This window comes from Pseudomonas uvaldensis (assembly GCF_021271205.1).
GTDB lineage: Bacteria > Pseudomonadota > Gammaproteobacteria > Pseudomonadales > Pseudomonadaceae > Aquipseudomonas > Aquipseudomonas uvaldensis.
In genome coordinates, this window is record NZ_JAIWKS010000006.1 from 82,371 (window position 1) to 109,139 (window position 26,769).

Genomic DNA, 26,769 nt, shown 5'->3' on the forward strand with positions numbered 1-26,769 from the left:
TTATGACGACGTTATGTTGGATGAGGAAGGCATAGCCGCGATCCAAAAAGACTGCCACATCCTGCCTTAAAGCAGCCCGGGCGTCTCGCGGCAAATAGGCCTTCGGCCAAACTATAAGATGGGTTTTATAGATTGGAAAATAATATTAAAAATTACTGATATTCCAATATGGAATTTGCAAATCCTGTGTTTATTCAGACTTCAGAACGCGGCGTCATAGGCAAACAACGCCGGAGCCCCCCCGGTATGCAGAAAAATGATCGGACCCTCGTCGAAGCGGTCACGGCCGATACCATCGAGCAGGCCGGCCATGGCCTTGCCTGTATAGACCGGGTCCAGCAACAGTCCTTCCTGGCTGGCCAGCAGCTTGACCGCCGCCAGGGTACCGGCGTTGGGCTCGCCATAGCGTGGAGCGAAATATTCGTCCCACAGGTTTACCTTGAAGGCTGGCGAAAGCGCGACATCGAGCAATTGGGCGACGCGCTCTGCGAGCCCCTGGACCTTGGGAAACTGGTCTTCTTCGCTGCGTGAAACCGTTACGCCAATCACCGGGAGCTGTGGCAGTGATTCACTCAAGGCCAGGGCCAATCCGCTGTGGGTGCCGGCACTGCCCGAGGCCAGCACCACGGCGGCGAACTCCAGGCCGGTGTCCTTGATCTGCTCGGCCAGCTCCAGGCCGGCGCGCACATACCCCAGCGCTCCCAAGGCGTTTGAGCCGCCAATAGGCACGAGGTAGGGTTTTTTGCCGTTGCTGCGCAGCCGCGTCGCCAGGGCCTGCAGTTGCTCTTCGGCGTTGTCCAGGTTGTCCACGAGTTCGACCTTGGCATCGAACAATTCCAGCAACAGTCGGTTGCCGTTTCCCAGGTAGTTGCGGTCGTCGGTGCCGATGGGGTTTTCCAGCAAGGCCACACAACCCAGGCCCAGCCTGGCCGCCAGCGCGGCGGTCTGGCGTACATGGTTGGACTGGATCGCGCCGGCGGTGATGAGGGTGTCGGCACCCTCGGCCAGTGCATCGGCGGCGAGGTATTCGAGCTTGCGCAGCTTGTTGCCACCCAGGGCCAGGGGGGTCAGGTCGTCGCGCTTGATGTAGATGTCCCGACCGAGCCAAGTGGAGAGACGTTCGAGTTTTTCCAGCGGGGTCGGATGGCCGAGCAGGTCCAGACGGTTAAAGCGCGCCAGCTGTTGTTTGATCATGGGTCCGTACTGATTGCAGTAGATGTCCGGACTATAGGCAGGTAGATATTGGTGGGCAACTGGCAATCGTTGAGCGGGGAGTAAGCGGTCGGTGTCTACAGGTTGCCAAGCCACACTGGACTTTGTGGTAGTGAGATGTAGTGGAGCTACTGAACGAACGCGCGCCAAGCAGCGTCATACCCTCCCGTGGATCGGTGTAGGAAACTGCCGTCGAGCCCTGCGATTAGTCCTTAGCTACCTAAGTATGTTTAACTTGAACGTTCATTCAGATTAAACCACCGGTTTGCTGCCCGCTCACAATAGGAGGCTTGCCTTTGCCGAGTCCGTTTTCGACTGTCGCGATTCCCCTGGCCGGGGTGCTTCGCTCATGAATACCTCGTCTCTTCCATCCAGCGGTCTGGTCCGCATGAATCCGCCGGTTTTCTATTTCGCGGCGACGTTTATCCTGGTGTTCGGTCTGGTGGTGATCGCCGTGCCCGAACAGGCCGGCGCCTGGTTGCTGTCGGCGCAGAACTGGGCGGCCAACACGGTCGGCTGGTATTACCTGCTGGCGATGACCCTGTACCTGGTCTTCGTGGTGGTCACCGCCTTGTCCGGCTACGGCAAGATCAAGCTCGGTGCCGACCACGACGAACCCGAATTCAGTTATCTGTCCTGGGCCGGCATGCTGTTCGCCGCCGGGATCAGCATCACGCTGTTTTTCTTTTGTGTTTCCGAGCCGCTGACTCATCTGGCGCAGCCGCCTCAAGGGGAGGCCGGTACGGCGCAGGCGGCGCGCCAGGCCATGCAGATCCTTTTCTTGCACTGGGGGCTGCACGGTTGGGGCGTGTTTGCGTTTGTCGGCATGGCCCTGGCGTATTTCGCTTATCGGCACAATCTTCCGCTGGCGCTACGTTCGGCGCTGTACCCGTTGATCGGCAAACGCATCAATGGGCCCATCGGTTATACGGTGGACGGCTTTGGCATCATCGCCACCGTGTTCGGGTTGGGGGCGGACATGGGGTTTGGCGTCTTGCACCTCAACTCCGGCCTCGATTACCTGTTTGGCATCGCTCATACCCAATGGATTCAGGTTGGCCTGATCGTACTGATGATGGGCGCTGCGATCATCGTGGCGGTAGCCGGCGTCGACAAGGGCGTGCGGGTCATGTCCGACATCAACATGCTGCTGGCCTGCGCGTTGCTGTTGTTCGTGCTGTTCGCCGGGCCCACCCAGCACCTGCTCAATACCTTGATCCAGAATGTGGGCGATTACCTCGGCGCGCTGCCGATGAAGAGCTTCGATTTGTACGCCTACAACGAACCCAGCGACTGGCTGGGTGGCTGGACGGTGTTCTACTGGGCATGGTGGATTGCGTGGTCACCGTTCGTGGGGTTGTTCATCGCACGGATATCCCGAGGGCGCACCATTCGCGAATTCGTGTTTGGCGTGCTGCTGATTCCCTTGGGCTTCACCCTGGCGTGGATGTCGATTTTCGGCAACAGCGCTATTGACCAGGTGCTCAACCAAGGCATGAGTGCCCTGGGCATGTCAGCCTTGGACAATCCTTCGATGAGCCTGTACCTGCTGCTGGAAACCTACCCTTGGAGCAAGACGGTCATCGCGGTCACGGTGTTCATCAGCTTTGTATTCTTCGTCACTTCCGCCGACTCCGGCACCGTAGTGCTTTCGACACTCTCGGCCAAGGGCGGTAACCCCGATGAAGATGGACCGAAATGGCTGCGGGTGTTCTGGGGCGCCATGACCGCCCTGGTGACCAGCGCGCTGTTGTTTTCCGGCAGCATCGATGCCTTGAAGTCGGCGGTGGTGCTGACATCGTTGCCGTTCTCGCTGATTCTGCTGCTGATGATGTGGGGACTGCACAAGGCGTTTTTCCTCGAGTCGCAGAAAAAAATCGCGCAAATGCATTCCCTGGCACCTGTATCGGGCTCACGCCGGGGCAAGGGCGGTTGGCGACAGCGCTTGAGTCAGGCCGTGCATTTCCCGTCCCGGGACGAGGTGTACCGTTTCCTCGACAGCACGGTTCGCCCGGCCATCGAGGAAGTCAAAGCGGTATTCGCCGAAAAGGGGCTGGCAGTGATGACCCACCCGGATCCGGCCAACGACAGCGTCAGCCTGGAGATCGGCCATGGCGAGCAACATCCGTTCATCTACCAGGTGCAGATGCGCGGCTACTTCACGCCCTCCTTCGCCCGGGGCGGCATGGGCTCCAAGGAGCTCAACAATCGCCGCTACTACCGCGCCGAAGTGCACCTGAGCGAGGGCAGCCAGGACTACGATCTGGTGGGCTACTCCAAGGATCAGGTGATCAACGACATCCTCGATCAGTACGAGCGGCACATGCAGTTTCTGCATCTGGTTCGTTGACCGACGGATCTCAGACCAGGCCGCCGTTAGCCCGCAGGATCTGCCCGTTGACCCAGCCGGCGGCCGGGCTCGCCAGGAAAGAAACGATACTGGCGATATCTTCCGGCTGGCCGAGGCGTTCCAGGGGCGGCATCTTGGCGTACTGCTGGACTTGCTCTTCGCTTTTACCGTGCATGAACAATTCGGTAGCGACCGGGCCGGGGGCGACGGCATTGACGGTAATCTGCCGGCCGCGCAGTTCCTTGGCAAATACCTGGGTCAGGGATTCGACGGCGGCCTTGCTGGCGATGTACACCGAGTAACCGGGCAGGTTGAGGCCAACGGTGCTGCTGGAGAAATTCACGATCCGGCCGCCATCGTTCAGGCGGGTCGCGGCTTCGCGCAGTGTGTTGAAGGTGCCTCGAGTGTTGATGGCGAATGTCTGGTCGAACAGCTCATCGCTGTGTTGTGCCAGTGGCATGACTTGCAGGATACCGGCGTTGTTGACCAGCAGGTCGACCTTGCCCAGGTGCGTTTCGGTTTCATCGAACATCCGCCGGACATCGGCGGCAGAGGACACATCGGCCTTGATCGCGATGGCCTGCTGACCGGCCTGGCGCAGCTGCACCACCAGCTTCGAGGCTTCGGTAGCGCTGTTGGCGTAGTTGATGGCGACGGCGAATCCTTCGCTCGCCAGTCGCTTGGCGATTTCAGCACCGATGCCGCGGGAGGCGCCGGTCACAATGGCAACTTTGGACTTTTGATCGGTCATGGCGGTGTTCCTGATTGAACTGAGGTGAGCGAAGGGTCACATGTTTACTCAGTGCGATAAATGCACGAGAGTTGCCGTGACTGTTCAATAATCACCAACAATCATGGCGAAAAGGTCGAATGGATCAAGTCAAGGCGATGAAAGTGTTCGTGCGCATCTATGAGCGCAGCAGCTTTACCCAAGCCGCCGAGGACCTGAACCTGCCCCGCGCGACGCTGACCCACACCCTCAATCAATTCGAAGCCTGGCTGGGCGTGCGCCTGATGGAGCGCAGCACTCGCAAAGTTCGACCGACCCTCGATGGCGAAGCCTATTACCCACGCTGCGTGCAGTTACTGGCGGAGTTGGAGGAGGCGGAACTGGCCTTTCGCAGCGTGGCGCCCAAGGGCAAGTTGCGGGTGGACCTGCACGGAACCCTGGCGCGGAGTTTTGTGATTCCGGCATTGCCACGGTTCATGGCCCGCTATCCGGACATCGAACTGTCCATCAGTGAGGCCGATCGTTTCGTAGACCTGATCGCCGAGGGGGTCGATTGCGTGTTGCGGGCCGGCACGTTGAGCGATTCGTCATTGATCGGTCGCCGCGTTGCCAGCCTGCAACAGATCACTTGCGCCAGCCCCGCGTACCTGCGCCAGTACGGCGAGCCGAAAAGCCTTGACGACCTGAGCCGGCACCGGGCGGTGAATTACCTGTCGCGTACCACCGGCAAGCTGTATCCGTTCCAGTTCATGGTGGAAGGCGAACTCAGGGAAGTGGCCATCGACGGAGCACTCTCGGTATTCGGTGCCGAAATCTATGCGGCCTCGGCCATCGCCGGCCTGGGCCTGATCCAATGCCCGCGCTATCGGATGCAAACCCAGCTTGAGCAAGGCCTGGTGCAGGAAGTACTCGCCGCCACTCCACCCCCGCCCATGCCGATATCGGTGCTGTATCCCCACAACCGCCATATGTCGTCAAGGGTGCGGGTATTTGTGGACTGGCTGGCGGAGGTGTTTGCCGCTGCTCATTAGCGTGGCCTTCGATGTTCCTGTGTGGGAGCCGTCCTTATTTCCCAGGGTACTGTGATGAAATGCTACCGTTAGCCCTTTCGCATCCACCCGAACGGAGGGTCTTCCGATGACTTACACCGCCGCCGGCAACCGCTACGAGTCCATTCCCTATCGCCGCGTCGGCCGTAGCGGCCTGGTGCTGCCAGCACTGTCGCTGGGGTTGTGGCACAACTTCGGCGACAGCACGCCAATCGACACGCAGCGCGCCTTGCTGCGCACGGCATTCGACCTGGGGATCAACCACTTTGACCTGGCAAACAACTATGGCCCGCCCTACGGCAGTGCCGAGATCAATTTCGGTCGGTTGCTGCGCGAAGATTTCAAGCAGTACCGCGATGAGCTGATCATTTCCAGCAAGGCCGGTTGGGACATGTGGCCGGGGCCTTATGGGCAGGGCGGCGGTTCGCGCAAGTACGTGCTCGCCAGTCTTGATCAGAGCCTGAAGCGCCTGGGGCTGGACTACGTGGATATCTTCTATTCCCACCGTTTCGATCCCGACACGCCGCTTGAAGAAACCGCCAGTGCCTTGGCGACTGCCGTGCAGCAGGGCAAGGCGTTGTATGTCGGCATTTCTTCTTATTCAGGCGTGAAGACGCGGGAAATGGCCGCACTGCTGAAGGAGTGGAAGGTCCCACTGCTGATTCACCAGCCGGCTTATAACCTGCTCAATCGCTGGGTGGAGAAAGACCTGCTGGAGGCAACCGAAGAGCTGGGCACCGGCGTGATCGCTTTTACTCCCTTGGCCCAAGGCCTGCTCACTGACAAATACCTCAAGGGCATTCCGGATGATGCGCGGATCAACCGCCCGGGAGGTGGCTCGTTGCAGGCTTCGCACCTGTCGCAAAGCAACATTGCCCACGTACGAGCCCTCAACGAGATCGCCCAACGGCGCGGGCAGAGCCTGGCCCAAATGGCTTTGGCCTGGACGCTTCGCGATCCTAGGATCACCTCGGCGCTGATCGGTGCCAGCCGTCCGGAGCAGATCATCGAGAACGTCGGCGCCCTCAAGAAACTGGATTTCAGCGCGGAGGAACTGGCGCAGATCGATCGTTTCGCCCAGGAAGGCGGGATCAATCTCTGGGAGAAGCCTTCGTTGGCGGAGTGACGTTGCGGGAGCAAGCTGTAGGAAAGGCTGTGGGAGCAAACCTGTGGGAGCAAGGCTTGCCCGCGATGAACGATAACGCATAAATCGCGTCGTCCGCATCGCCAGCAAGCTGTGCTCCCACAGTGCTTCCTCACCACAGATGGTTGTATTCACCTGAAAAACGGCACATCCCCCAGTATCGTCGCCCGGTGCATTACCCGCCGCGCCGGGCGATAGTCATCCACCGCGAAGTGCTGGGTCACGCGGTTGTCCCAGAACGCCACGTCGTTGGCCTGCCAGCGCCAACGGATGGTGAATTCCGGGCGGGTGGCGTGGGCGAACAACAACTTCAGGATGACCTCGCTTTCGCTTTCCGACAGCTCGTTGATGCGGGTGGTGAAACCTTCATTGACGAACAGCGAACGACGCCCGCTGACCGGGTGGGTGCGAATGACCGGATGGGACAACGGTGGGTTCTTGCGGCGCGCCTCTTCCCAGCGCACCCGATCTTCGGCGGTCGTGCCAAACCGTTCCAGCGGAAACGAACGGATAAAGTCGTGGGTTGCCGTCAGGCCTTCCAGCATACCTTTCAAAGGCGATGACAAGGCTTCATAGGCTGCGATCCCGCTGGCCCACAAGGTGTCGCCGCCGAACGCCGGTAGCAGTTTGGCGCTGAGCACCGCGCCCAGGGCAGGGGTCGGCAGGAAGGTCACGTCGGTGTGCCAGATGGCGTTGTCGCGAACATCGGTGACGGCGGTGTCGAGCACCAGGACTTCAGGCTGTTCCGGCACGTTGGGGTAGATCGGATGAATATGCAGGTCACCGAAGTAAGCGGCGAAACGCGCCTGCTGCCGCGGATCGATCGGCTGGTCCCGAAAGAACAGCACCTGATGTTCAAGCAATGCCTGCTCGATGGTGTCGCGATCCTGTGGGCTCAAGGGCTTGCTGATATCGATCCCGCTGATCTGCGCGCCGAGGGCGCTGCTCAACGGGGTAATGGTCGCACGGTTCATCGCAATGTCTCGTTTGGCGCCGAATCGTCGGCGTGGTCATTGGGTATCAATGGGTCTGGCCGTGCCATGGCACCAGTCTGCGTTGCAGGGCGCGCAAGCCCATTTCCATGGCGAAGGCGATCAATGCGATCACCAGGATTCCCAACACCACCACATCGGTGACCAGGAACTGCGCGGCTGACTGCACCATGAAGCCCAGACCGCTGGTGGCGGCGATCAGTTCGGCGGCCACCAGCGTCGACCAGCCCACGCCCAGGCCGATGCGAATCCCGGTCAGGATGTCCGGCAGGGCACTGGGTACGATCACATGGCGAATCAACTGGATACGCGTGGCACCCAGCGATTGCGCGGCCCGCAGTTTGGCCGGGTCGACGGTGCGCACGCCGGTCGCGGTGGCGATGGCAATCGGGGCGAAGATCGCCAGATAAATCAGTAGCACCTTCGACAGCTCACCAATGCCGCACCAGATCACGATCAATGGCAGATAGGCCAGGGGCGGGATCGGCCGGTAAAACTCGATCAAGGGATCGAGCACACCCCGGGCGATGCGGTTGGCGCCGATGGCGATGCCCACCGGTACCGCCGTCAAAATGGCGAACAACAGGCCCAGGCCGATTCGCTGAAGGCTCGCGCCCAAGTGTTGCCAGAGTGTGGCGTCCATATAGCCGCTGGTCGCCAGCAGCCAGCCTTTTTGCAGCACCGCGAAGGGCGAAGGCAGGAACAACGGTTCGATCAACCCGCTGGCGGTGACGGCCCACCAGGCCGACAGCAAGGCGATCAACGTCAGGCTGCTGATCCAGCGGATACTCAATTTGAACCCTGAGCCGATGGCTGGGCGCCTGGTCGTCGGTTCACGGACCAGGGCAGGCACTTCATAGCTGCTCATGCGCGCTCCTGTTGCCGAATGGCGCTGCGTTGAGAGAACACTTTGGCGAGTACATGCTCGCGGGTTTCGATAAAGCGTGGATCGGACTTGATTGACCGAGCCGATTCCCCGTCCCCATAACGTCGACCGAAGTCCAGGCTCAAGCGCTCGACGATGTGCCCCGGATCGGGTGCCAGCAGAATCAGGTCGGTGGCGAGGAAGACCGCCTCCTCGATGTCATGGGTGATGAGGAACACCGGTTTGGCAGTGCGTTGCCAGACTTGCAGCAACAATTCCTGCATTTGCTCACGGGTGAAAGCGTCCAGGGCGCCGAAAGGCTCGTCCATCAATAGCAGGCGTGGGTCGGCCGCCAACGCTCGGGCAAGGCCGACACGTTGTTTCTGCCCGCCGGAAAGCTGCCAGATGCGGCGCTGTTCGAAACCGGCCAGATCCACCAGGGCGAGCATTTCGCGAGCGCGGGCTTCACGCTGTGCCTTGGCGACGCCGGCCAGCTCCAGGCCGAACCCAACGTTAGCCAGCACGTCTTGCCAAGGCAGTAGCGCGTCGTCCTGGAACACCACGCCGCGCTCGGCACCCGGCCCCGATACGGGTACGCCGTCCAGGGTGATCTGTCCGGCGCTGGGCTGGACGAATCCGGCGATCAGGTTCAACAGCGAGGTCTTGCCACTGCCGGACGGGCCAAGGGCAACCAGCAATTGTCGGGGCCCCAGGGTCAGTGAAACATCCGCCAGCACAGGTTCCGCTGCACCGGGGTACTGTGCGCTGATGCGCTCCAGCTGTAGCAAGGCCATCGCAATGTCTCCCGAATGTAATCAGTGAGTGATGTATTTGGCGCTGACGTACGGCGCGTAGTCCGGCAGTACGGCTTCGACTTTGCCTTGCTCCTTGAGGAACGCCGCGGTGTTGGTGATCGCCTGAGTGGTCGGTGCGCCGAGGCTCACCACCTGGTCGGCGGCCAGCGGATAGACGTTGCCTTGCAGCAACAGCGGGATGTCAGTGGCCTTGGCGCCGGAGAGTTTCACCAGTTTGTCGATGTTGGACGCGTTGGCCAGCCAGGCCTGTGGATCCTTGCGGTATTGGGCGTAGGCATCCAGGGTCACTTTGGCGAAGGCCGTCACGATTTCCGGATGCTTCTGGGCGAAGTCCTTGCGTACGATCCAGGCGTCAAAGGTTGGCGCGCCGAACTGGGCCAGTTCGGCGGAGGTGATCAGCACCTTGCCGTTTTCCTTGGCCACGCCAAGGGCCGGGTCCCAAACGTAGGTTGCATCGATATCGCCGCGCTTCCAGGCCGCGATGATGGCCGGTGGCGCGAGGTTCAGTACGGTGACTTTCGACGGGTCGATGTTCCAGTGCTTCAACGCGGCCAGCAGGCTGTAGTGGCCAGTGGATACGAACGGCACGGCGATCTTCTTGCCGATCAGGTCTTGCGGGCTCTTGATCCCGGCACCGTCACGGACCACCAGAGCTTCGGCGGCGCCGATCTGCGTGGCGATGAGAAAGGTTTCCACGGGGACCTTGCGAGTAATGGCAGCGGTCAGCGGGCTTGAACCGAGGTAGCCGATCTGTACATCGCCTGAGGCGATGGCGGTGATGACGTCGGCGCCGTTATCGAATTTGCGCCAGTCGATCCTGGCTTGGGTGGCTTTTTCATAAGTACCGTCGGCTTGGGCGACTTTGGCCGGATCGACGGTGGTCTGGTACGCGACGGTCAGGTCGGCTGCTTGGGCGAAAAGACTCGCTGCGGCCAGGGAGGCGGCCGCGAGAAGGCGAAGGGGGAAACTCAAAGTCATGGCAAAGCTCCTCAACAGGCCACTGGATGCTGGGTGTTGGAGGAGACTAAATGATCTAAGAATTCAGAAATAAATAACTTTTTAGAATGAGCTTATCAGCGAAAAAACTCAGCGTGCGGCATGTCTTTATGGCGAGGGTGCTTGCTCCCTCGCCATAAAGAACAGTCAGTTACTGATCGCCAGAATGCTCGCCTGGTAAGAACCCACGAACACATCGAAATCCCCGACCTCGTTCTGCTCCAGCTCGCTCTGCTGGGCCAGTGATTGGCGTGCGGCCTCTTCGAATGCCGCCTGCTCCGAGGCAGCCAGAGACTCGGCGCGGAAGAATTCGGCGTGGGCTTTGCTCTGGCGCAGGGAGAACTGGGCGAAGCTTTCCTGATGTTCGGCCATGGCCGCCAGTACCTGCGCGGATGGGGTCAGTGACGGGTCCATCACCTTCGCCAGTTGTGCCTCCAGTGCCTGGCGGTGGGCATCGCCACCCTGACTCTGGTCCAGCAACGCCGCCAGCGGCGCGATCTTTTCCAGCAGTTCGATGGCCCAGGACTGCATGTCCACCGATTGGCCCTGACGCTGCAGTTGCAAGCCTGGCTTGCGACCTTCCTTGACCACCGTCAGGAAGTTGCTGGTGGCGTTGCCGCATTCGTTGTTTTCCAGTTGCGGGCTGTCGTTGAGGCCGCAATACAACAGAAATGCATCGAGGAAACGCGATTCGGTGACGTCGATACCCATTGGCAGGAACGGGTTGATGTCCAGGCAGCGCACTTCGACATACTGGATGCCCCGGGCCATCAAGGCCTGGATCGGGCGCTCGCCGGTATAGGTCACGCGTTTGGGGCGGATGTTGGAGTAGTACTCGTTTTCGATCTGCAGGATGTTGGTGTTGAGCTGGATCCATTCGCCGTTGCGATGAGTGCCGATTTCAACATAGGGCGCATAGGGCGTTGCCACCGCTTTGCGCAGGCTGTCGGTATAGCTCGCCAGGTCGTTGTAGCACGGCGTCAGGCCGGCCTGGGCGTTGCTCTGGTAACCCAGGTCGCTCATGCGCAGGCTGGTGGCGTAGGGCAGGTAGAGGGTGTCCGGGTCCAGTTGCTCCAACTGGTGCGGACGACCGCGCAGGAAGCCAGCGTCCAGGGCCGGGGAGGCGCCGAACAGGTACATCAGCAGCCAGCTGTAGCGACGGAAATTGCGGATCAGTGCGATGTAGGCCGACGACTGGAAGTCACGGTCACTCATTTCGGCGGCTTCCGCTTGCCGAAGCAGCGGCCAGAGTTTTTCGGGCAGGGAGAAGTTGTAGTGGATCCCTGCGATGCACTGCATGGTCTTGCCGTAGCGCAGCGCCAGGCCTTGGCGGTAGACGTACTTGAGCCGACCGATGTTCGAGGTGCCGTAATACGCGATCGGAATCTCTTCTTCCGCCGGTAGCGGGCACGGCATCGACGGACTCCACAGGTATTCGTCACCGAGCTTGCTGTAGACGAACCGATGGATGCTGTCGAGGCTGGCCAGGGTATCGGCAGGGTTCGACAGGGCGGGCGTGATGAACTCCAGCAGCGACTCGGAATAGTCGGTGGTGATCTGTTCATTGGTCAACGCCGAGCCCAGGGCCTCGGGATGCGGGGTCAACGCCAGTCGCCCGGTGTCCGTGACACGCAGGCATTCACGTTCGATACCGTGCAGGCACTGCTCGAGCAGGGAGAGGTTGGCGCGCTCGCCGAGCAGGGCCAGGCGGCGGTTTAAGAGGTCGCTCAAGTTGAATTCCTTCACGCGTCAGTCGCCCCAATATGGGGGTGGGCAAGGCGCTCTACAAGGGTGAAGTTAAAACTGGCGTTTTCGCCTGGTTTTCAAGCGCCACATCCCTGTGGGAGCGGGCTCGCTCGCGAATTAAGGTACGCCAGTCGACATTCGAGTCACTGACACACCGCGTTCGCGAGCAAGCCCGCTCCCACAGAAAATCCGACGCTGCACTGTTGCGCCGAAATTACCCCAAATCGACGACAGGGAGCTATAGGGCAGCGAACGTGCCTTGCGCTTTTGCGACCAGCTTGTCGCCTTGCATCACCTCGGCCTCGACCACCAGCGTGCGCCGGCCTGGATGAATCACCCGGGCCGTGCACAACACTTCGCCCTCGGACACGGCGCGAATGTAGTTGATCTTGCATTCGATGGTTGCGCTCTGCTGGTCGAAGCCATGGACGCTGGAGCAGGCCAGGCCCATGGCGATGTCCACCAGGCTGAACAGCGCGCCGCCATGCAGCTTGCCGCCCCGATTGCGCAGCGGCGCCTCAAGGCCCAGGGCGACTTGTGCCACCCCTTCCTCAAGGCTGTGCAGACGGCAGCCGAGCAGCTTGAAAAACGCGCTCTCCACCAACCCGGCCGGCACGTCCATCAGCGTTTCTTCAACTGCTTGGCGTTGGCGAACAGCGAGGCCATGGCATTGTTCACCGGGGCCGCCGTGGCGGTTTCCTTGCGTGGTGCGGTGTTCTGCGGACGTGGCGTCGAGCCCGGACGGGCACCACGGGCGCCGTCGACTTTTTCACCTGGCGTGTCGCTCATGCGCATCGACAGGCCGACGCGTTTGCGCGGGATATCGACTTCCATGACCTTCACTTTCACCACATCGCCGGCCTTCACGGCTTCGCGTGGATCCTTGATGAACTTCTCCGACAGCGCCGAGATATGCACCAGGCCGTCCTGATGCACGCCGATGTCGACGAACGCACCGAAATTGGTGACGTTGGTCACCACACCCTCGAGGATCATGCCGGGCTGCAGGTCCTTGAGATCCTCGACGCCTTCCTGGAACTCGGCGGTCTTGAACTCGGGACGCGGGTCACGGCCTGGTTTTTCCAGTTCCTGAAGAATGTCGGTCACGGTGGGCAGGCCGAAGGTTTCATCGGTGAATTTCTTCGGATCCAGGCGCTTGAGGAACGCCGCGTCGCCGATCAGCGAGCGGATGTCGCGGTCAGTCTGGGCAGCGATGCGTTGCACCAGCGGGTAGGCCTCGGGGTGGACGGCAGAGGAGTCCAGCGGGTTATCGCCATTCATGACGCGCAGGAACCCGGCGGCCTGTTCGAAGGTTTTTTCACCCAAGCGCGGGACCTTCTTCAACGCAGCGCGGGTCTTGAAGGCGCCATGCTCATCGCGGTGGGTCACGATGTTCTGCGCCAGTGTGGTGTTCAGGCCGGAAATCCGTGCCAGCAGCGCCACCGATGCAGTGTTCACGTCCACGCCCACGGCGTTTACGCAGTCCTCCACCACGGCGTCCAGGCCACGGGCCAGTTTCAACTGGGACACGTCGTGCTGGTATTGACCCACACCGATGGATTTCGGATCGATCTTCACCAGTTCCGCCAGCGGGTCCTGCAAACGGCGGGCAATGGACACCGCGCCACGGATCGACACGTCCAGGTCCGGGAATTCCTTGGCGGCCAGCTCCGAGGCCGAGTAAACGGAAGCGCCGGCCTCGGAGACCATGACCTTGGTCAGTTTCATGGCCGGGTATTTCTTGATCAGCTCGGCGGCCAGTTTGTCGGTTTCCCGGCTGGCAGTGCCGTTGCCGATGGCGATCAGGTCCACCGAATGCTTGGCGCACAGGGCGGCGAGCACCGCGAGGGTCTGGTCCCACTTGTTATGCGGCACGTGGGGGTAGACCGTGGTGTGGTCCAGCAACTTGCCGGTGGAGTCCACCACCGCCACCTTGCAGCCGGTACGCAGGCCCGGGTCCAGGCCCAGGGTGGCACGCGGGCCGGCCGGGGCGGCCAGCAGCAGATCGTGCAGGTTGTGGGCGAAGACGTTGATCGCTTCGGCCTCGGCATTGTCCCGCAGTTCGCCCAGCAGATCGGTTTCCAGGTGCGTGTAGAGCTTGACCTTCCAGGTCCAGCGGACGACTTCGGCCAACCATTTGTCGGCGGGACGGTTCTGGTTCTGAATGCCGAACTGCTGGCCGATCATGCCTTCGCAAGGGTGCATGGTGCCCGGCAACTCGTCACCGACCTTCAGCGCAGAGCTGAGGATGCCTTCGTTGCGGCCACGGAAAATGGCCAGGGCCCGGTGAGACGGCACGGTCTTGAGGGGTTCGTCGTGTTCGAAATAGTCACGGAACTTCGCGCCGTCCTCTTCTTTGCCGGCAATCACGCGGGCGCTGAGGATGGCTTCCTGTTTAAGGAAATTGCGCAGCTTTTCCAACAGGTTGGCGTCTTCGGCGAAACGCTCCATCAGGATGTACTTGGCACCTTCCAGTGCCGCCTTCACGTCGGGCACGCCTTTTTCAGTGTCCACGAAGCGAGCGGCTTCGATTTCCGGTGTCAGGGCTGGGTCGTTGAACAGACCGTCGGCCAATTCGCCGAGACCGGCTTCGAGCGCGATCTGGCCCTTGGTGCGGCGCTTTTGCTTGTAGGGCAGATACAAATCTTCGAGACGGGTCTTGGTGTCCGCCAGCTTGATGTCGCGTTCCAGTGCCGGGGTCAGCTTGCCCTGTTCCTGGATACTGGCCAGGATGCTGATGCGCCGTTCGTCGAGTTCGCGCAGGTAGCGCAGGCGCTCCTCCAGATGACGCAATTGGGTGTCATCGAGGCTGCCGGTCACTTCTTTCCGGTAGCGGGCGATGAAAGGCACCGTGGAGCCTTCATCGAGTAGCGCGACGGCCGCTTCGACCTGTTGTGGGCGTACACCGAGCTCCTCGGCGATGCGGCTGTTGATGCTGTCCATAAAACCACCTGACAAAATGTGAAATCAGGCTCGCCGCCACTTGAACAGGGCTTGGCGAGACTGGTTGAGCGGCCTGGCATGCGCCGCTGCCTGGGTCAAAAGGCTGTCAGTTGACCCGCGAAATTCAAAAAGTGCTGCCTGGCCTGGGAAAAGCGCGCCGCAAATACGATCCGACATTTCCTGGCACAAAAGGCCGCGCATTATAACCGGCGTTCCGTCTTTCGGGGGCGCCGTGGTCTGTAGGCTCGATACCCGTATCAGTGGAGATAGAGGAAAAATCTGCTAACAATGCACACGGTGCGTATAACGGCAGCTAGGCCATAATGCGCGCCGAGATCAAAGGAGCTTCCTATGAGCAGCACTGCACAAACTGCTGAAGGCGAAAAAATTCTGATCGTTGACGACGATCCTGGGCTGAGCAGCCTGTTGGAGCGTTTTTTCGTCAGCAAGGGCTACCGCGCCCGCACCGTACCGAACACCGAACAGATGGATCGGTTGCTGGCCCGCGAGGTCTTCAACCTTGTGGTCCTCGACCTGATGCTCCCTGGCGAGGACGGCCTGACCGCCTGCCGCCGCCTGCGTGGCGCCAACAACCAGATCCCGATCATCATGCTCACCGCCAAGGGTGACGAGCTGAGTCGTATCAAGGGGCTGGAGCTAGGGGCCGACGATTACCTGGCCAAGCCGTTCAACCCGGACGAGCTGATGGCTCGGGTCAAGGCGGTCCTGCGTCGCCAGTCGGCCCCGGTTCCTGGCGCGCCGGGCAGCGAAGACGAAAGCGTGACCTTCGGCGACTATGAACTGTCCCTGGCCACCCGCGAGCTCAAGCGCGGCGATGAAGTCCACATGCTCACCACCGGCGAGTTCGCCGTGCTCAAGGCACTGGTGATGAATGCTCGTCAGCCGTTGACCCGTGACAAGCTGATGAACCTGGCCCGTGGCCGTGAGTGGGATGCGCTGGAGCGTTCCATCGACGTTCAGATATCCCGCCTGCGCCGGATGATCGAGCCCGATCCTTCCAAGCCGCGTTATATCCAGACCGTCTGGGGCGTGGGGTATGTCTTCGTGCCGGATGGTGCTGCCAGTAAGTAATGGCGATTTGTAGGAGCGGGTTGGCTGGTTGAAGGGTTTCTTCCAGGCGACTCGCAGTCCGTCAGTGTGCGAGCATCGCTCGCTCCTGCAAGTGTGTAGCGGTTATCCATGAAAACCCCTGTTTGGTTCCCCCAGAGTTTCTTCTCCCGCACCCTCTGGCTGGTGCTGATCGTCGTGCTCTTTTCCAAGGCGCTGACGCTGGTCTACCTGCTGATGAACGAAGACGTGCTGGTGGATCGCCAATACAGCCATGGTGTCGCCTTGACCCTGCGGGCCTATTGGGCAGCCGATGAAAACAACCGGGCGAAGATCGCCGAGGCGGCGACGCTGATCCGGGTGGTCGGTGCCGGAGTACCGGAAGGGGAGCAACACTGGCCCTACAGCGAGATCTACCAACGACAGATGCAGGCCGAGCTGGGTGCCGACACCGAGGTCCGATTGCGCATGCATTCGCCTCCGGCGCTGTGGGTGCGTGCGCCGAGCCTGGGGGATGGTTGGCTGAAGGTTCCGCTGTACCCCCATCCTTTGCGGGGCCAGAAAATCTGGAACGTACTCGGCTGGTTCCTCGCCATTGGGCTTTTGTCGACAGCGTCGGCGTGGATCTTCGTCAGCCAGCTCAACCAGCCATTGAAGCGCCTGGTCTATGCGGCTCGCCAACTGGGCCAGGGGCGCAGCGTGCGGCTGCCCATCAGTGACACCCCGAGCGAAATGACCGAGGTCTACCGTGCTTTCAATCAAATGGCCGAAGACGTCGAGCAGGCCGGACGAGAACGTGAATTGATGCTCGCCGGTGTTTCCCATGACCTGCGCACGCCATTGACCCGGCTGCGCCTGTCGTTGGAGTTGATGGGCGAACATACCGACCTCACCAATGAAATGATTCGTGACATCGAGGACATGGACGCGATCCTCGATCAGTTCCTGGCGTTCATTCGCGATGGGCGTGACGAGTCGGTGGAGGAAGTAGATCTCAGCGAGCTGGTCCAGGAGGTGGTTGCGCCCTATAACCAGAACGACGAAAAAGTGCACCTGCGGCTGGAGCCGATCCAGCCGTTCCCGCTCCGTCGGGTGTCCATGAAGCGATTACTGAACAACCTGATCGGTAATGCCTTGAACCACGCTGGTTCGGGCGTCGAGGTGGCGGCCTATGTGTCCGGCGACACCAGCGCGCCTTATGTCGTGCTGAGCGTCATGGACCGGGGGGGCGGCATCGATCCGTCCGAGCTGGAAGCCATTTTCAACCCCTTCACTCGCGGTGACCGTGCCCGCGGCGGGAAGGGCACGGGACTGGGCCTGGCAATCGTCAAGCGCATCGCCTCGATGCACGGTGGCAATGTAGAGTTGCGCAACCGAGTGGGTGGAGGGCTTGAAGCGCGGGTGCGGTTACCGTTGGGGTTGATGCTGCCACGGGATGCGGTGTAATCGATCTGGATGTGGAGCACCTTTGGGAGCAAGCCTGCTAGCGATGGCCGGTAGCCCAGTTGTGTTGCTTTGACTGAGACACCGCAATCGCGAGCAGGCTCGCTTCCACAAAGGTTTTGTGTTGAGTCAGCCTTTCCCTTTGGTCCGGGTCATGTTCGGCCCGCCGTTCTTTTCCAGGTGCTCGATGATGATCCCGGCCACGTTTTTGCCGGTGGTGGTCTCGATGCCTTCCAGGCCGGGTGAGGAGTTGACCTCCATGACCAGGGGGCCATGATTGGAGCGCAGGATATCCACGCCGGCGACGGACAAGCCCATGACTTTCGCCGCGCGCAAGGCGGTCATGCGTTCTTCCGGGGTGATCTTGATCAGGCTGGCGCTGCCGCCACGGTGCAGGTTGGAGCGAAACTCCCCGGGGCGGGCCTGACGCTTCATCGAAGCGATGACTTTGTCACCCACCACGAAGCAGCGGATGTCTGCGCCGCCGGCTTCCTTGATGTATTCCTGGACCATGATGTTCTGCTTCAGGCCCATGAACGCCTCGATTACCGATTCGGCCGCAGTCGCGGTTTCACACAGGACCACGCCGATGCCCTGGGTACCCTCCAGCACCTTGATCACCAGCGGTGCGCCGTTGACCATGGCGATGAGGTCGGGAATATCGTCGGGGGAGTGGGCAAAGCCGGTTACCGGCAAGCCGATACCACGCCGCGACAGCAATTGCAGGGAGCGCAGCTTGTCTCGGGCGCGGGCGATCGCTACGGATTCGTTGAGGGGGAATACGCCCATCATTTCGAATTGCCGCAATACCGCGCAGCCATAGAATGTGACCGATGCGCCAATTCGCGGGATCACTGCATCGAACCCTTCCAGCGGTTGGCCCCGGTAATGGATCTGCGGCTTGTGGCTGGCGATGTTCATATAGGCGCGCAGGGTGTCGATCACCACCATTTCATGGCCACGTTCGGTCCCGGCTTCAACCAGGCGGCGAGTGGAATACAGACGCGGGTTACGCGACAGCACAGCGATCTTCATGCAACACCTGTGGCAGAGGTAGTGGACACCGGGAATACCGGCTTGTCTTGAACGTATTTGATGCCTGGATTGACGACCAACTGGCCGTCGACCAAGGCCTTGGAGCCCAGCAACAGGCGATATCGCATGGATTTGCGGCAGGCAAGGGTGAATTCGACCCGCCAGACCCGATCACCCAGCGCCAGCGTGGTGCTGATCACGTAGCGCACCTGGGCGTGGCCGTTGGAACTTTTTATCGTCTTGCGCGCCACCAGTGGGGCTTCGCAACGGCGATGACGCAGTTGCACCACCGTGCCCAGGTGCGCGGTGAAACGCACCCATTTTTCACCGTCACGCTCGAACGGCTCGATATCGGTGGCGTGCAGGCTGGAAGTGCTGGCCCCTGTGTCGATTTTTGCCCGCAGGCCCGCCACTCCCAGCTCCGGAAGCGCCACCCACTCGCGAAGACCGACAACGGTCAAATGGTCAAATGTCTTCAATAAAAAGCAACCTGCAATCAGTACGTCGGATCGTGGAGCCCGCGAATCGCGGTGGCTCACAGAGTAATCACAAACTGACGACAGTTATCTACGCAGCTGTTTGCGCTTGTAACTTTTGTCAGCTTATCTGGCCGGCAAAGCCGACTCGGTGAGCATTCTATCTGTCGGGCCGGATTCGTGCGCTCGACAAAAACGGTAGTACAGTTCTGACTATCAGTAGAGAGAGGAATTGCAGTGACACAAAAACAGGAAGAGGACGACAAAGTCCGTCTCGATAAATGGTTGTGGGCGGCGCGATTCTATAAAACCCGTGCGCTTGCCAAGGCCGCTATCGAAAGTGGCAAAGTCCATCACCGAGGCGAGCGCTGCAAGCCGGGCAAGGAGCCGCGCATCGGCGACGAGTACGTCATACGCGTCGGTTTCGATGAGAAAACCGTGGTGGTCGAGGCATTGTCGATTGTCCGGCGCGGGGCGCCTGAAGCGCAGACGCTCTATCGCGAAACCGAAGCCAGTATCGCCAGGCGCGAAGCCGCTGCTGCGCAGCGCAAGGCCGGTGCCCTCGGGGTCAGCACCGATGGCAAACCGAGCAAGAAACAGCGACGGGATCTGTTCAAGTTCCGGGGAAGCAGTAGCGAATAGAAGAGGCCGGCAGCGGATTAACGGGGACGTTGGGCATACCGTCCGGCGCTTTGCTTGGAAGCCACCCGGAATGGCCATAAAATGCCGCCCATTCCTTTGCCTTCACTTCAGATACCAGACCTTATGACTGATTTTCCGGATAACGACTGCACCCAACGTTTCATTTTCGACGACAGCGACGTCCGGGGCGAGATGGTGGCGCTGGAGCGCAGCTACGCCGAAGTGCTTGCCAAGCACCCCTATCCGGAGCCGGTCGCGCAACTGCTCGGCGAACTCATGGCGGCAGCGGCGCTGTTGGTCGGCACCCTGAAGTTCGATGGCTTGCTGATTCTCCAGGCCCGTTCCGAAGGCCCGGTGCCGATGCTGATGATCGAGTGTTCCAGCGAGCGCGAGATCCGTGGCCTGGCCCGCTATCATGCCGAGCAGATCGCACCCGACGCGACCCTGGCCGACCTGATGCCCAACGGCGTCCTGGCACTGACAGTCGATCCGACCCACGGCAAACGTTACCAAGGCATTGTCGACCTTGACGGCGCCTCCCTGGCCGAATGCTTCACCAACTATTTCGTCATGTCCCAGCAGACCAATACACGCTTCTGGCTGTACGCCGACGGGCGGCGCGCGCGGGGCCTGCTGCTGCAACAACTGCCCGCCGATCGCATTCGCGATCCGGAAGAACGTGACGCCAACTGGCAGCACCTTACAACGCTGGCCAGCACCCTGAACGCCGATGAGCTGCTGGGCCTGGACAACGAAACGGTTCTTCATCGCCTCTACCACGAGGAAGCCGTACGGTTGTTCGACAGTCTGCCGCTGCGCTTCCGATGCAGTTGCTCTCGTGAACGATCCGGCAATGCGCTGGTCAGTCTGGGTCTGCAGGATGCGCAGCAGCTGGTGATCGAGCATGGCGGCGCCGTCGAGATCGATTGCCAGTTCTGCAATGAACGTTATCTGTTCGACGCAGCTGACGTTGCGCAATTGTTCGCTGGTGCGGGTGTCGAGTCACCGTCAGATACTCGTCACTGAACCGTTTCAGCTCAGGTAAATCTCCTGGCAAACGCCGGTTTTACGCCGTACTGACGGGAGGGCCCTACTTTTTTTGGGCTTTTCTGGCATAATCCGGCGCACTTTTTTCGGGTAGTAGTGCGCGACTTCCTACTACAAAACGTTTGGAGCACTCGGCCACGGGCCGATGGGGAATCTCATGACGCAAGCCAATAACACCGTGTACACCGATCTGAGTGTCGATGATCTGGTCAAAGAAGCCTTGAATCGCGGTGAAGGCGAGCTTGCCGATACTGGCGCGCTGGTAGTCCGTACCGGTCATCGTACCGGCCGCTCGCCAGCCGACCGTTTCATCGTGGAAGAGCCGAGCACCCAGGACGCCATTGCCTGGGGCCCGATCAACCGCAAGTTCCCGGCCGACAAATTCGATGCCCTGTGGGCTCGCGTCGAAGCGTTCAACAACGCTCAAGAACATTTTGTCTCCCATGTCCATGTAGGTGCGTCCGATGACCACTACCTGGCCGTGAAGATGACCACCCAAACTGCCTGGCAAAACCTGTTCGGTCGTTGCCTGTTCATCAATCCGGCCCAGTACAATCCCGCTGGTCGCCAGGAATGGCAGATCCTCAACGTCGCCAACTTCGAATGCGTTCCTGAGCGCGACGGTACCAACTCCGACGGTTGCGTGATCCTCAACTTCGCTCAGAAAAAAGTACTGATCGCAGGCATGCGCTACGCCGGCGAGATGAAAAAGGCCATGTTCTCGGTGCAGAACTTCCTGCTGCCGGCCGCCGACGTGCTGCCGATGCACTGCGCCGCCAACATTGGCGAAGAGGGCGACGTGACCCTGTTCTTCGGCTTGTCCGGCACTGGCAAGACCACCCTGTCCGCCGACGAAAGCCGCTACCTGATCGGTGACGACGAGCACGGTTGGGGCGAGGGCGTGGTGTTCAATATCGAAGGCGGTTGCTATGCCAAGTGCATCGACCTGTCGGAGAAGAACGAACCGGTTATCTGGAAAGCCATCAAGCACGGCGCCGTGCTGGAAAACGTTGTGCTGGATAGCGCCAAGAAGGCGGACTACGCCGACGGCAGCCTGACCCAGAACAGCCGTGCCGCCTATCCGCTGGAGCACGTCGAAAAGCGTTCGGCGAAAAACCTCGGCGGCGAGCCTAACGCCGTGATCTTCCTGACCTGCGACCTGACCGGCGTACTGCCGCCTGTCTCGATCCTCAGCGAAGAGCAAGCTGCCTACCACTTCCTGTCCGGCTACACTGCGCTGGTAGGCTCGACCGAAATGGGCTCGGGCAGCGGCATCAAGTCGACCTTCTCCACCTGCTTCGGCGCACCGTTCTTCCCACGTCCGGCTGGCGAATACGCTGAGTTGCTGATCAAGCGTATCCGTGGCTTCGGTTCCAAAGTTTACCTGGTCAATACTGGCTGGACCGGTGGCGGCTACGGCGTTGGCAAGCGCTTCAACATCCCGACCACCCGCGCAGTTATCGCCGCTATCCAGAGCGGCGCGCTGGTCGGTGCTGAAACCGAGCACCTGGACATCATCAACCTGGACGTGCCGCTGGCTGTCCCAGGCGTCGAAACCGGCCTGTTGAACCCACGCAACACGTGGGCCGACAAGGCTGCGTACGACGAAGCCGCCAAGGCGCTGGCCGGCCTGTTCATCGAGAACTTCAAGAAGTTTGAAGTGAGCGACGCGATCAAGGCTGCCGGACCACAGCTGTAAGGCTTGGTTTGCGAATGAAAAAGCCGCCTCCCAGGGCGGCTTTTTCATGGGCGTTATTTGTGTGAAAGATGGAATGCATGACGCGGGCAGGGCTATCCAGACTGGAAATATTCCATCTCAATGGCGTAACAACGGCCAGAATATTACCCCTTATCGATTCAACCTCAACGTAGCCGCTGGCGCATCACCTCCAACATCTCGCTTCCGTCCTGAACCAGCAGATACAGGGCATGCACGATGCTGGGAATATCCTTCACATCGGCGTGTTTGAAGCACAGGCAATGCAGGGTTTCGAGCAGATCGCTGGATGCTCGGATTCGTTGGGCGGCGGCGTCGCAAAGATGATGGACGTCGGCCTCGGTGTCGATAGCCAGGGCAGGTGTGCTTCGTAGCGACTGGTATCGCTCGAAAGACGGAATGGATGTGTGCATGAGGACCTCTTCAGTACGATTTCAAATCGCGCCGAGGACTATAGAGAGCTCTGTCCGGACATCGCAAGATGGCTTGGGGGGACGGATTGTGTAGGGCGTTTACCGGCGTCCTACGGACGAAAAAGCGCTTTTCTCTCGGTTTCTATTAGCTATCCCCTTCCTCTGCCCGACAATCAGCCAGGTCCTACGCGGCTTCTGTAAGGATGGCTTCAGAGTCGGTAGGCCGCTTCCGACGAATTTGTAATAGGCAGAGGGCTTTCAGGAAAAGCGCGTTGAAACACAAGGCTCACCAGGCGATGACGAAGCCTGGAAAGCCGCAGTCGGGGTATCGAGCGTCGCGAGCAATGGTGGTTCTTCGGGAAGCTTCATGCATCCGCTGAGTAACAGGCATACGGCTACAGCAAGAGATTGGATCAGAGAACGCGGCATGGTTGTTCCTCACTGGAATGATCGGTCAGCTATCGATGCCGGAGTGCGTCGCGAGGCCGCCTCCAGATCCATCAGCCCTTGGCCATAAGCTTCACTATTGGCATAAATACCCGAGCGGTTGGCTGTCGCCAGCAGATGCTCACGCACCTGTTGCGGACTGAGTTCCGGATAAAGGCTCTGCAGCGTAGCCAGCGCCCCGCTGACGAGTGCCGTGGCAGGGGAGGTGCCGGTGGTTTGCACGTAACGCCCTTCCTTATCCACCGTGAGCAGGCCCGCCTGTGTGCCGGAATCGCCGCCCGGTACGGCAATGCACCAGGCGGCCGCGACGCCGCAGTAGTTCGATTTGCCATTGATACTGCTGCCGTCGTTTTTCAGCGCCACCACCGCTATCCAGCCTTTCTCCAGCTCTCCAAGTGCCGCGGGCAATCCGGGTTCGGCCAAGGGCTCGCGCTTGAGTTCATTACCGGTGGGGAAGACAAACACGGCGCCGGCGGCTACCAGCTTGCGAGCAACATCCAGGGAGTCGGGCATGACCTGCTTGTAACGGGCCTCATTGATCTCGGTGGCGGGAATGGCGTTGGCCCAGGAGTTGTTGAACAGACGAGCGCCCTTGTCGAAGCCGCTTTGCCAGGATTGGGCAATTTCACTGTCGAAGAAGAAAGGTTCGTTGTCGTCGCCAAAACGAAAGGGGATCAACCGTGCATCGAATGCGATGCCGTGCATGCCCTGGCCGTCCTTGTTGGCGGCGAGGATGCCGGCCATCTGTGTGCCATGGCCGATACGGTCAACGGTACCGGCACGGTTTTCGACATGGTCGAATCCAGGATCGGCCAGTCTGCCTTCGAACTCATCCAGGCCGGCATTGAGGCCCGAGTCGACCAGCGCCACCACCACATGCTGGCCGGTGCCGCCACGGGCGTACAAGGCGGAGGCTTTGACGACGGCCAAGCCCCGCTGAGCGTGATACTCCGGTGTTTCGAAAGCGACCGGCTCCATGGTGGTTTGCTCAGGGACGGCCAGGCATCCCGCCAGCAGTGAAAGCGACGTAATGCCCAGGGTGTTCAGAGCGGAGCATAGGTATGGCAATGGTTCGTTCCTTGAAAAGTGCCTCGAGCGTCTGGCTTCCTGCCATGACGCGATGCGTGAAATTGAAGGCGCACCTTAGCGCGCAAGTTGGGCGGGGACGAGACATCAAAATGCCCGGGTTTGTATCTCTTCATGGCAACCCAGGCAGGCCTCCCGCGCTACATCCATCCGCTGAATGGCCGCCATCACACGAATAAATTTCAAAAAGCTACAGCGGCTGACTAAGGTGAAGGCTGTCTTTGGTCGCCAACAAGAGAGCTGACATGAGCCAGACACCCTTCGATATTCAGCGCGCCGCCGTGGTTGGGGCAGGCACCATGGGCCGGGGCATCGCGATGTGCCTGGCCAATGCTGGCGTGGCGGTACAGTGGGTCGACAACAACCCGCAGATGCTTGAACAAGCGCTGGCTGCGGTGGCCGAGACCTATGCTCACGGCGTTCGCCAGGGCCGTATCGACCAGGGCGAAGCCGATGCCCGGATCGCCCGGGTGACGCAGGCCGATGACTATGCGTCGATCCGCGATGTGGATCTGGTGATCGAGGCGGTTTATGAGAATCTCGAACTCAAGCAAGCGATCTTTCGTGAGTTGGATCGCTTGCTAAAGCCCGAGGCCATTCTGGCGAGCAATACATCGGCGCTGGACATCGACGCGATCGCTGCCGCTACTCGACGGCCTGATCAGGTCCTGGGTCTCCACTTCTTCAGTCCGGCACACATCATGAAGCTTTTGGAGATCGTCCGTGGCGCGAACACGTCCAAAGCGGTATTGGACGCCGCCGTTGCGCTGGGCAATCGCATGGGCAAAGTCAGCGTCATAGCCGGCAACTGCCATGGGTTCATCGGCAACCGTATGCTTCATCCTTATGTGCTGGAAGCGCGCAAGATGCTGCTGGAAGGCGCGTTTCCTCATCAGGTCGATGCGGCGCTCCAGGGCTTCGGCTTTGCCATGGGGCCGTTCCGCATGTACGACGTGGTCGGAATCGATCTGGAATGGCGTGCTCGCGAACTGGCGGGCAAGGGCCAGGATGCGCCCGAATTCCAGGTGGATAACCGCCTGTGCGAACTGGGACGGTTCGGGCAGAAAAGCGGCAATGGGTACTATCACTACGAACCGGGCAGCCGACAGGCCGAGCATGATGTAGAGGTGGATGCGCTGGTGCAGCGGGTCAGCGAAGAGCTGGGTTTCCAGCGACGCGAGATCAGCACGGAGGAAATTCTCGAGCGTTGTCTGCTGGCGCTGGTCAACGAAGGCGCGAAGATCCTGCAGGAGGGCATCGCCGGGTCGGCCCACGATATCGACCTGGTGTATCTCAACGGTTATGGTTTTCCAGCGCAAAAGGGTGGGCCGATGGCCTGGGCGGATGAGCAAGGGCTCGAGGATATTCACGCGCGCCTTCTCGAACTCGAGACGAAGCAGGGGGACCATTGGCAGCCTGCGCGCCTGATCGGGGAGCTTGTCGCCCAGCACAAGGGGTTCGCGCAGCGATAACCGCATCACGCAACGATCACTGGATAACCGCAAAGGACAACCGATGCCCCAACGTACCGAATACCCGTACCTGCATCCCATCACCACGCGCTGGCATGACAACGATGTGTATGGCCACGTCAACAACGTCACGTACTACAGCTTTTTCGATACGGCGGTGAACACTTATCTGATCGAGGTGGGTGGCCTGGACATCCATGATGGCCAGGTGGTGGGGTTCGTGGTGAGTTCGGCCTGCGATTACTTTGCATCCATCGCCTTTCCCGACCGGATTGAAGTCGGCCTGCGAGTCGGCAAGCTGGGCAACAGCTCGGTGCAATACGACCTGGCTGTGTTCAAGGCGGGGGAGGAAGAGGCTTGTGCTGCGGGACGCTTCGTACACGTGTTCGTGGACCGGGCATCGAACCTGCCGGTGACGATTCCAGAGCAGCTGCGTACGGCGTTGGAACGTTTGGTGGCCTGAAACGAGAGATCGCAGCCTCCGACGGGCGAAGGCTGCGATCTTCAACGGCTGGAGTCTGTCAGCCGTTAGTCGCGGTAGTAGCGATGGTGCTTCTTGCGATGCCCGTAGGCATGGCCGCGACCCGGGTGGCCGTCACGGTAGTAGCGGCGGTCACCACGGCGACCGTCATAATGACGGTCGTCATCATCGTCCTTACCCATGTAGTTGCCCAGCGCGCCGCCGGCACCGCCGCCCGCAGCAGCGCCGATCAGGCTGCCGGTGGTGCCGCCCAGATTGCGGCCTACCACGTTACCGCCGGCTGCGCCCAGCGCACCGCCGATGGCTGCTTCGCCGCGGCTGTGTCTGTCCGCACCGACCGCACTGCCACCCGCGCCGCCAATGGCCGCGCCAATGGTGGAGCCGGTGCTGCCGCCCAGGGATTGGCCGACAACCGAACCCAATACCCCGCCCAATGCGCCGCCCACGCCTGCTTCGGCAGTACCGCCAGCGGAGGCGATGCCACTGACCAGGCCAAGGGACAACAAGAGAATGGAGGAGAACTTCATAGAGGAGCCTCAAAGGGATGACGGCGCGATCCTGAGGCTGGCTTCGCTTGGTTACAATCGAAATCCGACGAGT

General features: G+C 60.6%; 24 protein-coding genes. 10 read left to right on the plus strand and 14 right to left on the minus strand.

The window, feature by feature from the left end:
* Positions 1–201: 201 nt before the first annotated feature.
* A complete protein-coding gene (locus tag LCU97_RS15225; RefSeq protein ID WP_232777058.1) occupies positions 202–1,194 on the minus strand; it encodes a D-cysteine desulfhydrase in 993 nt (330 codons plus the stop codon).
* 406 nt (positions 1,195–1,600) lie between these two features.
* On the opposite strand from LCU97_RS15225, the gene betT reads away from it, so the two are divergent.
* Positions 1,601–3,562, plus strand: coding sequence for a choline transporter BetT (betT, locus tag LCU97_RS15230; protein WP_232777277.1), 1,962 nt, complete (start codon positions 1,601–1,603; stop codon positions 3,560–3,562).
* Between the two features lie 10 nt (positions 3,563–3,572).
* Here the strand turns inward: betT and LCU97_RS15235 are convergent, their stop codons facing one another.
* Positions 3,573–4,313: an SDR family oxidoreductase gene (locus LCU97_RS15235; protein ID WP_053148019.1), complete on the minus strand. Its 741-nt coding sequence runs from the start codon at positions 4,311–4,313 to the stop codon at positions 3,573–3,575.
* Positions 4,314–4,432: 119 nt separating this feature from the next.
* On the opposite strand from LCU97_RS15235, the gene LCU97_RS15240 reads away from it, so the two are divergent.
* Together LCU97_RS15240 and mgrA are read left to right on the plus strand one after the other, a co-directional pair.
* Positions 4,433–5,323 carry a LysR family transcriptional regulator gene (locus tag LCU97_RS15240; protein ID WP_053148017.1) on the plus strand — a complete coding sequence of 297 codons (891 nt, stop codon included), beginning with the start codon at positions 4,433–4,435 and terminating at the stop codon, positions 5,321–5,323.
* A gap of 106 nt (positions 5,324–5,429) precedes the next feature.
* Positions 5,430–6,467 (plus strand): L-glyceraldehyde 3-phosphate reductase, encoded by a 1,038-nt coding sequence (mgrA, locus tag LCU97_RS15245; RefSeq protein ID WP_053148015.1) that lies wholly within the window; start codon positions 5,430–5,432, stop codon positions 6,465–6,467.
* A gap of 149 nt (positions 6,468–6,616) precedes the next feature.
* Here mgrA and tauD read toward each other — a convergent pair whose 3' ends face one another.
* The 7 genes from tauD to LCU97_RS15280 form a co-directional block, all read right to left on the minus strand.
* On the minus strand, positions 6,617–7,459 hold the full coding sequence (gene tauD / locus LCU97_RS15250; RefSeq protein ID WP_232777059.1) for a taurine dioxygenase: 843 nt from the start codon (positions 7,457–7,459) through the stop codon (positions 6,617–6,619).
* 46 nt (positions 7,460–7,505) lie between these two features.
* On the minus strand, positions 7,506–8,345 hold the full coding sequence (gene tauC, locus LCU97_RS15255; RefSeq protein ID WP_232777060.1) for a taurine ABC transporter permease TauC: 840 nt from the start codon (positions 8,343–8,345) through the stop codon (positions 7,506–7,508).
* A complete protein-coding gene (gene tauB, locus LCU97_RS15260) occupies positions 8,342–9,136 on the minus strand; it encodes a taurine ABC transporter ATP-binding subunit (protein WP_232777061.1) in 795 nt (264 codons plus the stop codon). The genes tauC and tauB overlap by 4 nt, the downstream gene beginning before the upstream one ends.
* A 21-nt stretch (positions 9,137–9,157) precedes the next feature.
* Complete coding sequence (gene tauA, locus LCU97_RS15265) at positions 9,158–10,135, minus strand: taurine ABC transporter substrate-binding protein (RefSeq protein WP_232777062.1); 978 nt, start codon at positions 10,133–10,135, stop codon at positions 9,158–9,160.
* Between the two features lie 165 nt (positions 10,136–10,300).
* Positions 10,301–11,884, minus strand: a complete 1,584-nt coding sequence (gshA, locus tag LCU97_RS15270; protein ID WP_053148001.1) for a glutamate--cysteine ligase — start codon at positions 11,882–11,884, stop codon at positions 10,301–10,303.
* Between the two features lie 253 nt (positions 11,885–12,137).
* Positions 12,138–12,521: a PaaI family thioesterase gene (locus tag LCU97_RS15275; protein WP_053147999.1), complete on the minus strand. Its 384-nt coding sequence runs from the start codon at positions 12,519–12,521 to the stop codon at positions 12,138–12,140.
* Positions 12,521–14,842 (minus strand): Tex family protein, encoded by a 2,322-nt coding sequence (locus LCU97_RS15280; RefSeq protein ID WP_232777063.1) that lies wholly within the window; start codon positions 14,840–14,842, stop codon positions 12,521–12,523. The genes LCU97_RS15275 and LCU97_RS15280 overlap by 1 nt, the downstream gene beginning before the upstream one ends.
* A gap of 351 nt (positions 14,843–15,193) precedes the next feature.
* Between LCU97_RS15280 and ompR the strand changes: the two genes are divergently transcribed.
* Together ompR and LCU97_RS15290 are read left to right on the plus strand one after the other, a co-directional pair.
* A complete protein-coding gene (ompR, locus tag LCU97_RS15285; RefSeq protein WP_003196691.1) occupies positions 15,194–15,934 on the plus strand; it encodes an osmolarity response regulator transcription factor OmpR in 741 nt (246 codons plus the stop codon).
* 108 nt (positions 15,935–16,042) lie between these two features.
* The gene (locus LCU97_RS15290; RefSeq protein WP_053147995.1) at positions 16,043–17,356 is read left to right on the plus strand and encodes an ATP-binding protein; all 1,314 of its coding nucleotides are present in this window, start codon (positions 16,043–16,045) and stop codon (positions 17,354–17,356) included.
* Between the two features lie 126 nt (positions 17,357–17,482).
* On the opposite strand, the gene rimK is transcribed toward LCU97_RS15290, so the two are convergent.
* Positions 17,483–18,388, minus strand: a complete 906-nt coding sequence (rimK, locus tag LCU97_RS15295; protein WP_053147993.1) for a 30S ribosomal protein S6--L-glutamate ligase — start codon at positions 18,386–18,388, stop codon at positions 17,483–17,485.
* Positions 18,385–18,867, minus strand: coding sequence for a retropepsin-like aspartic endopeptidase RimB (gene rimB / locus LCU97_RS15300; RefSeq protein WP_053147991.1), 483 nt, complete (start codon positions 18,865–18,867; stop codon positions 18,385–18,387). The genes rimK and rimB overlap by 4 nt, the downstream gene beginning before the upstream one ends.
* 234 nt (positions 18,868–19,101) lie before the next feature.
* Between rimB and LCU97_RS15305 the strand changes: the two genes are divergently transcribed.
* From LCU97_RS15305 to LCU97_RS15315, 3 genes are all read left to right on the plus strand, one after another.
* Entirely contained in the window at positions 19,102–19,506 is a 405-nt protein-coding gene (locus tag LCU97_RS15305; RefSeq protein ID WP_232777065.1) for an RNA-binding S4 domain-containing protein, read from the plus strand.
* A gap of 123 nt (positions 19,507–19,629) precedes the next feature.
* On the plus strand, positions 19,630–20,532 hold the full coding sequence (gene hslO, locus LCU97_RS15310) for an Hsp33 family molecular chaperone HslO (protein WP_053147988.1): 903 nt from the start codon (positions 19,630–19,632) through the stop codon (positions 20,530–20,532).
* Between the two features lie 178 nt (positions 20,533–20,710).
* Complete coding sequence (locus LCU97_RS15315; protein ID WP_232777067.1) at positions 20,711–22,252, plus strand: phosphoenolpyruvate carboxykinase; 1,542 nt, start codon at positions 20,711–20,713, stop codon at positions 22,250–22,252.
* Positions 22,253–22,416: 164 nt separating this feature from the next.
* Here the strand turns inward: LCU97_RS15315 and LCU97_RS15320 are convergent, their stop codons facing one another.
* Entirely contained in the window at positions 22,417–22,683 is a 267-nt protein-coding gene (locus tag LCU97_RS15320) for a hypothetical protein (protein WP_053147985.1), read from the minus strand.
* 438 nt (positions 22,684–23,121) lie between these two features.
* On the minus strand, positions 23,122–24,198 hold the full coding sequence (locus LCU97_RS15325; protein WP_232777069.1) for a S8 family peptidase: 1,077 nt from the start codon (positions 24,196–24,198) through the stop codon (positions 23,122–23,124).
* A 263-nt stretch (positions 24,199–24,461) separates the two neighbouring features.
* Here LCU97_RS15325 and LCU97_RS15330 point away from each other — a divergent pair, with 263 nt between their 5' ends.
* Both LCU97_RS15330 and LCU97_RS15335 read left to right on the plus strand, forming a co-directional pair.
* Positions 24,462–25,688 (plus strand): 3-hydroxyacyl-CoA dehydrogenase, encoded by a 1,227-nt coding sequence (locus LCU97_RS15330; RefSeq protein WP_232777071.1) that lies wholly within the window; start codon positions 24,462–24,464, stop codon positions 25,686–25,688.
* 43 nt (positions 25,689–25,731) lie between these two features.
* Positions 25,732–26,151: an acyl-CoA thioesterase gene (locus LCU97_RS15335; protein WP_053147979.1), complete on the plus strand. Its 420-nt coding sequence runs from the start codon at positions 25,732–25,734 to the stop codon at positions 26,149–26,151.
* Between the two features lie 65 nt (positions 26,152–26,216).
* Here LCU97_RS15335 and LCU97_RS15340 read toward each other — a convergent pair whose 3' ends face one another.
* On the minus strand, positions 26,217–26,696 hold the full coding sequence (locus tag LCU97_RS15340; protein WP_053147977.1) for a glycine zipper domain-containing protein: 480 nt from the start codon (positions 26,694–26,696) through the stop codon (positions 26,217–26,219).
* Positions 26,697–26,769 lie beyond the last annotated feature (73 nt).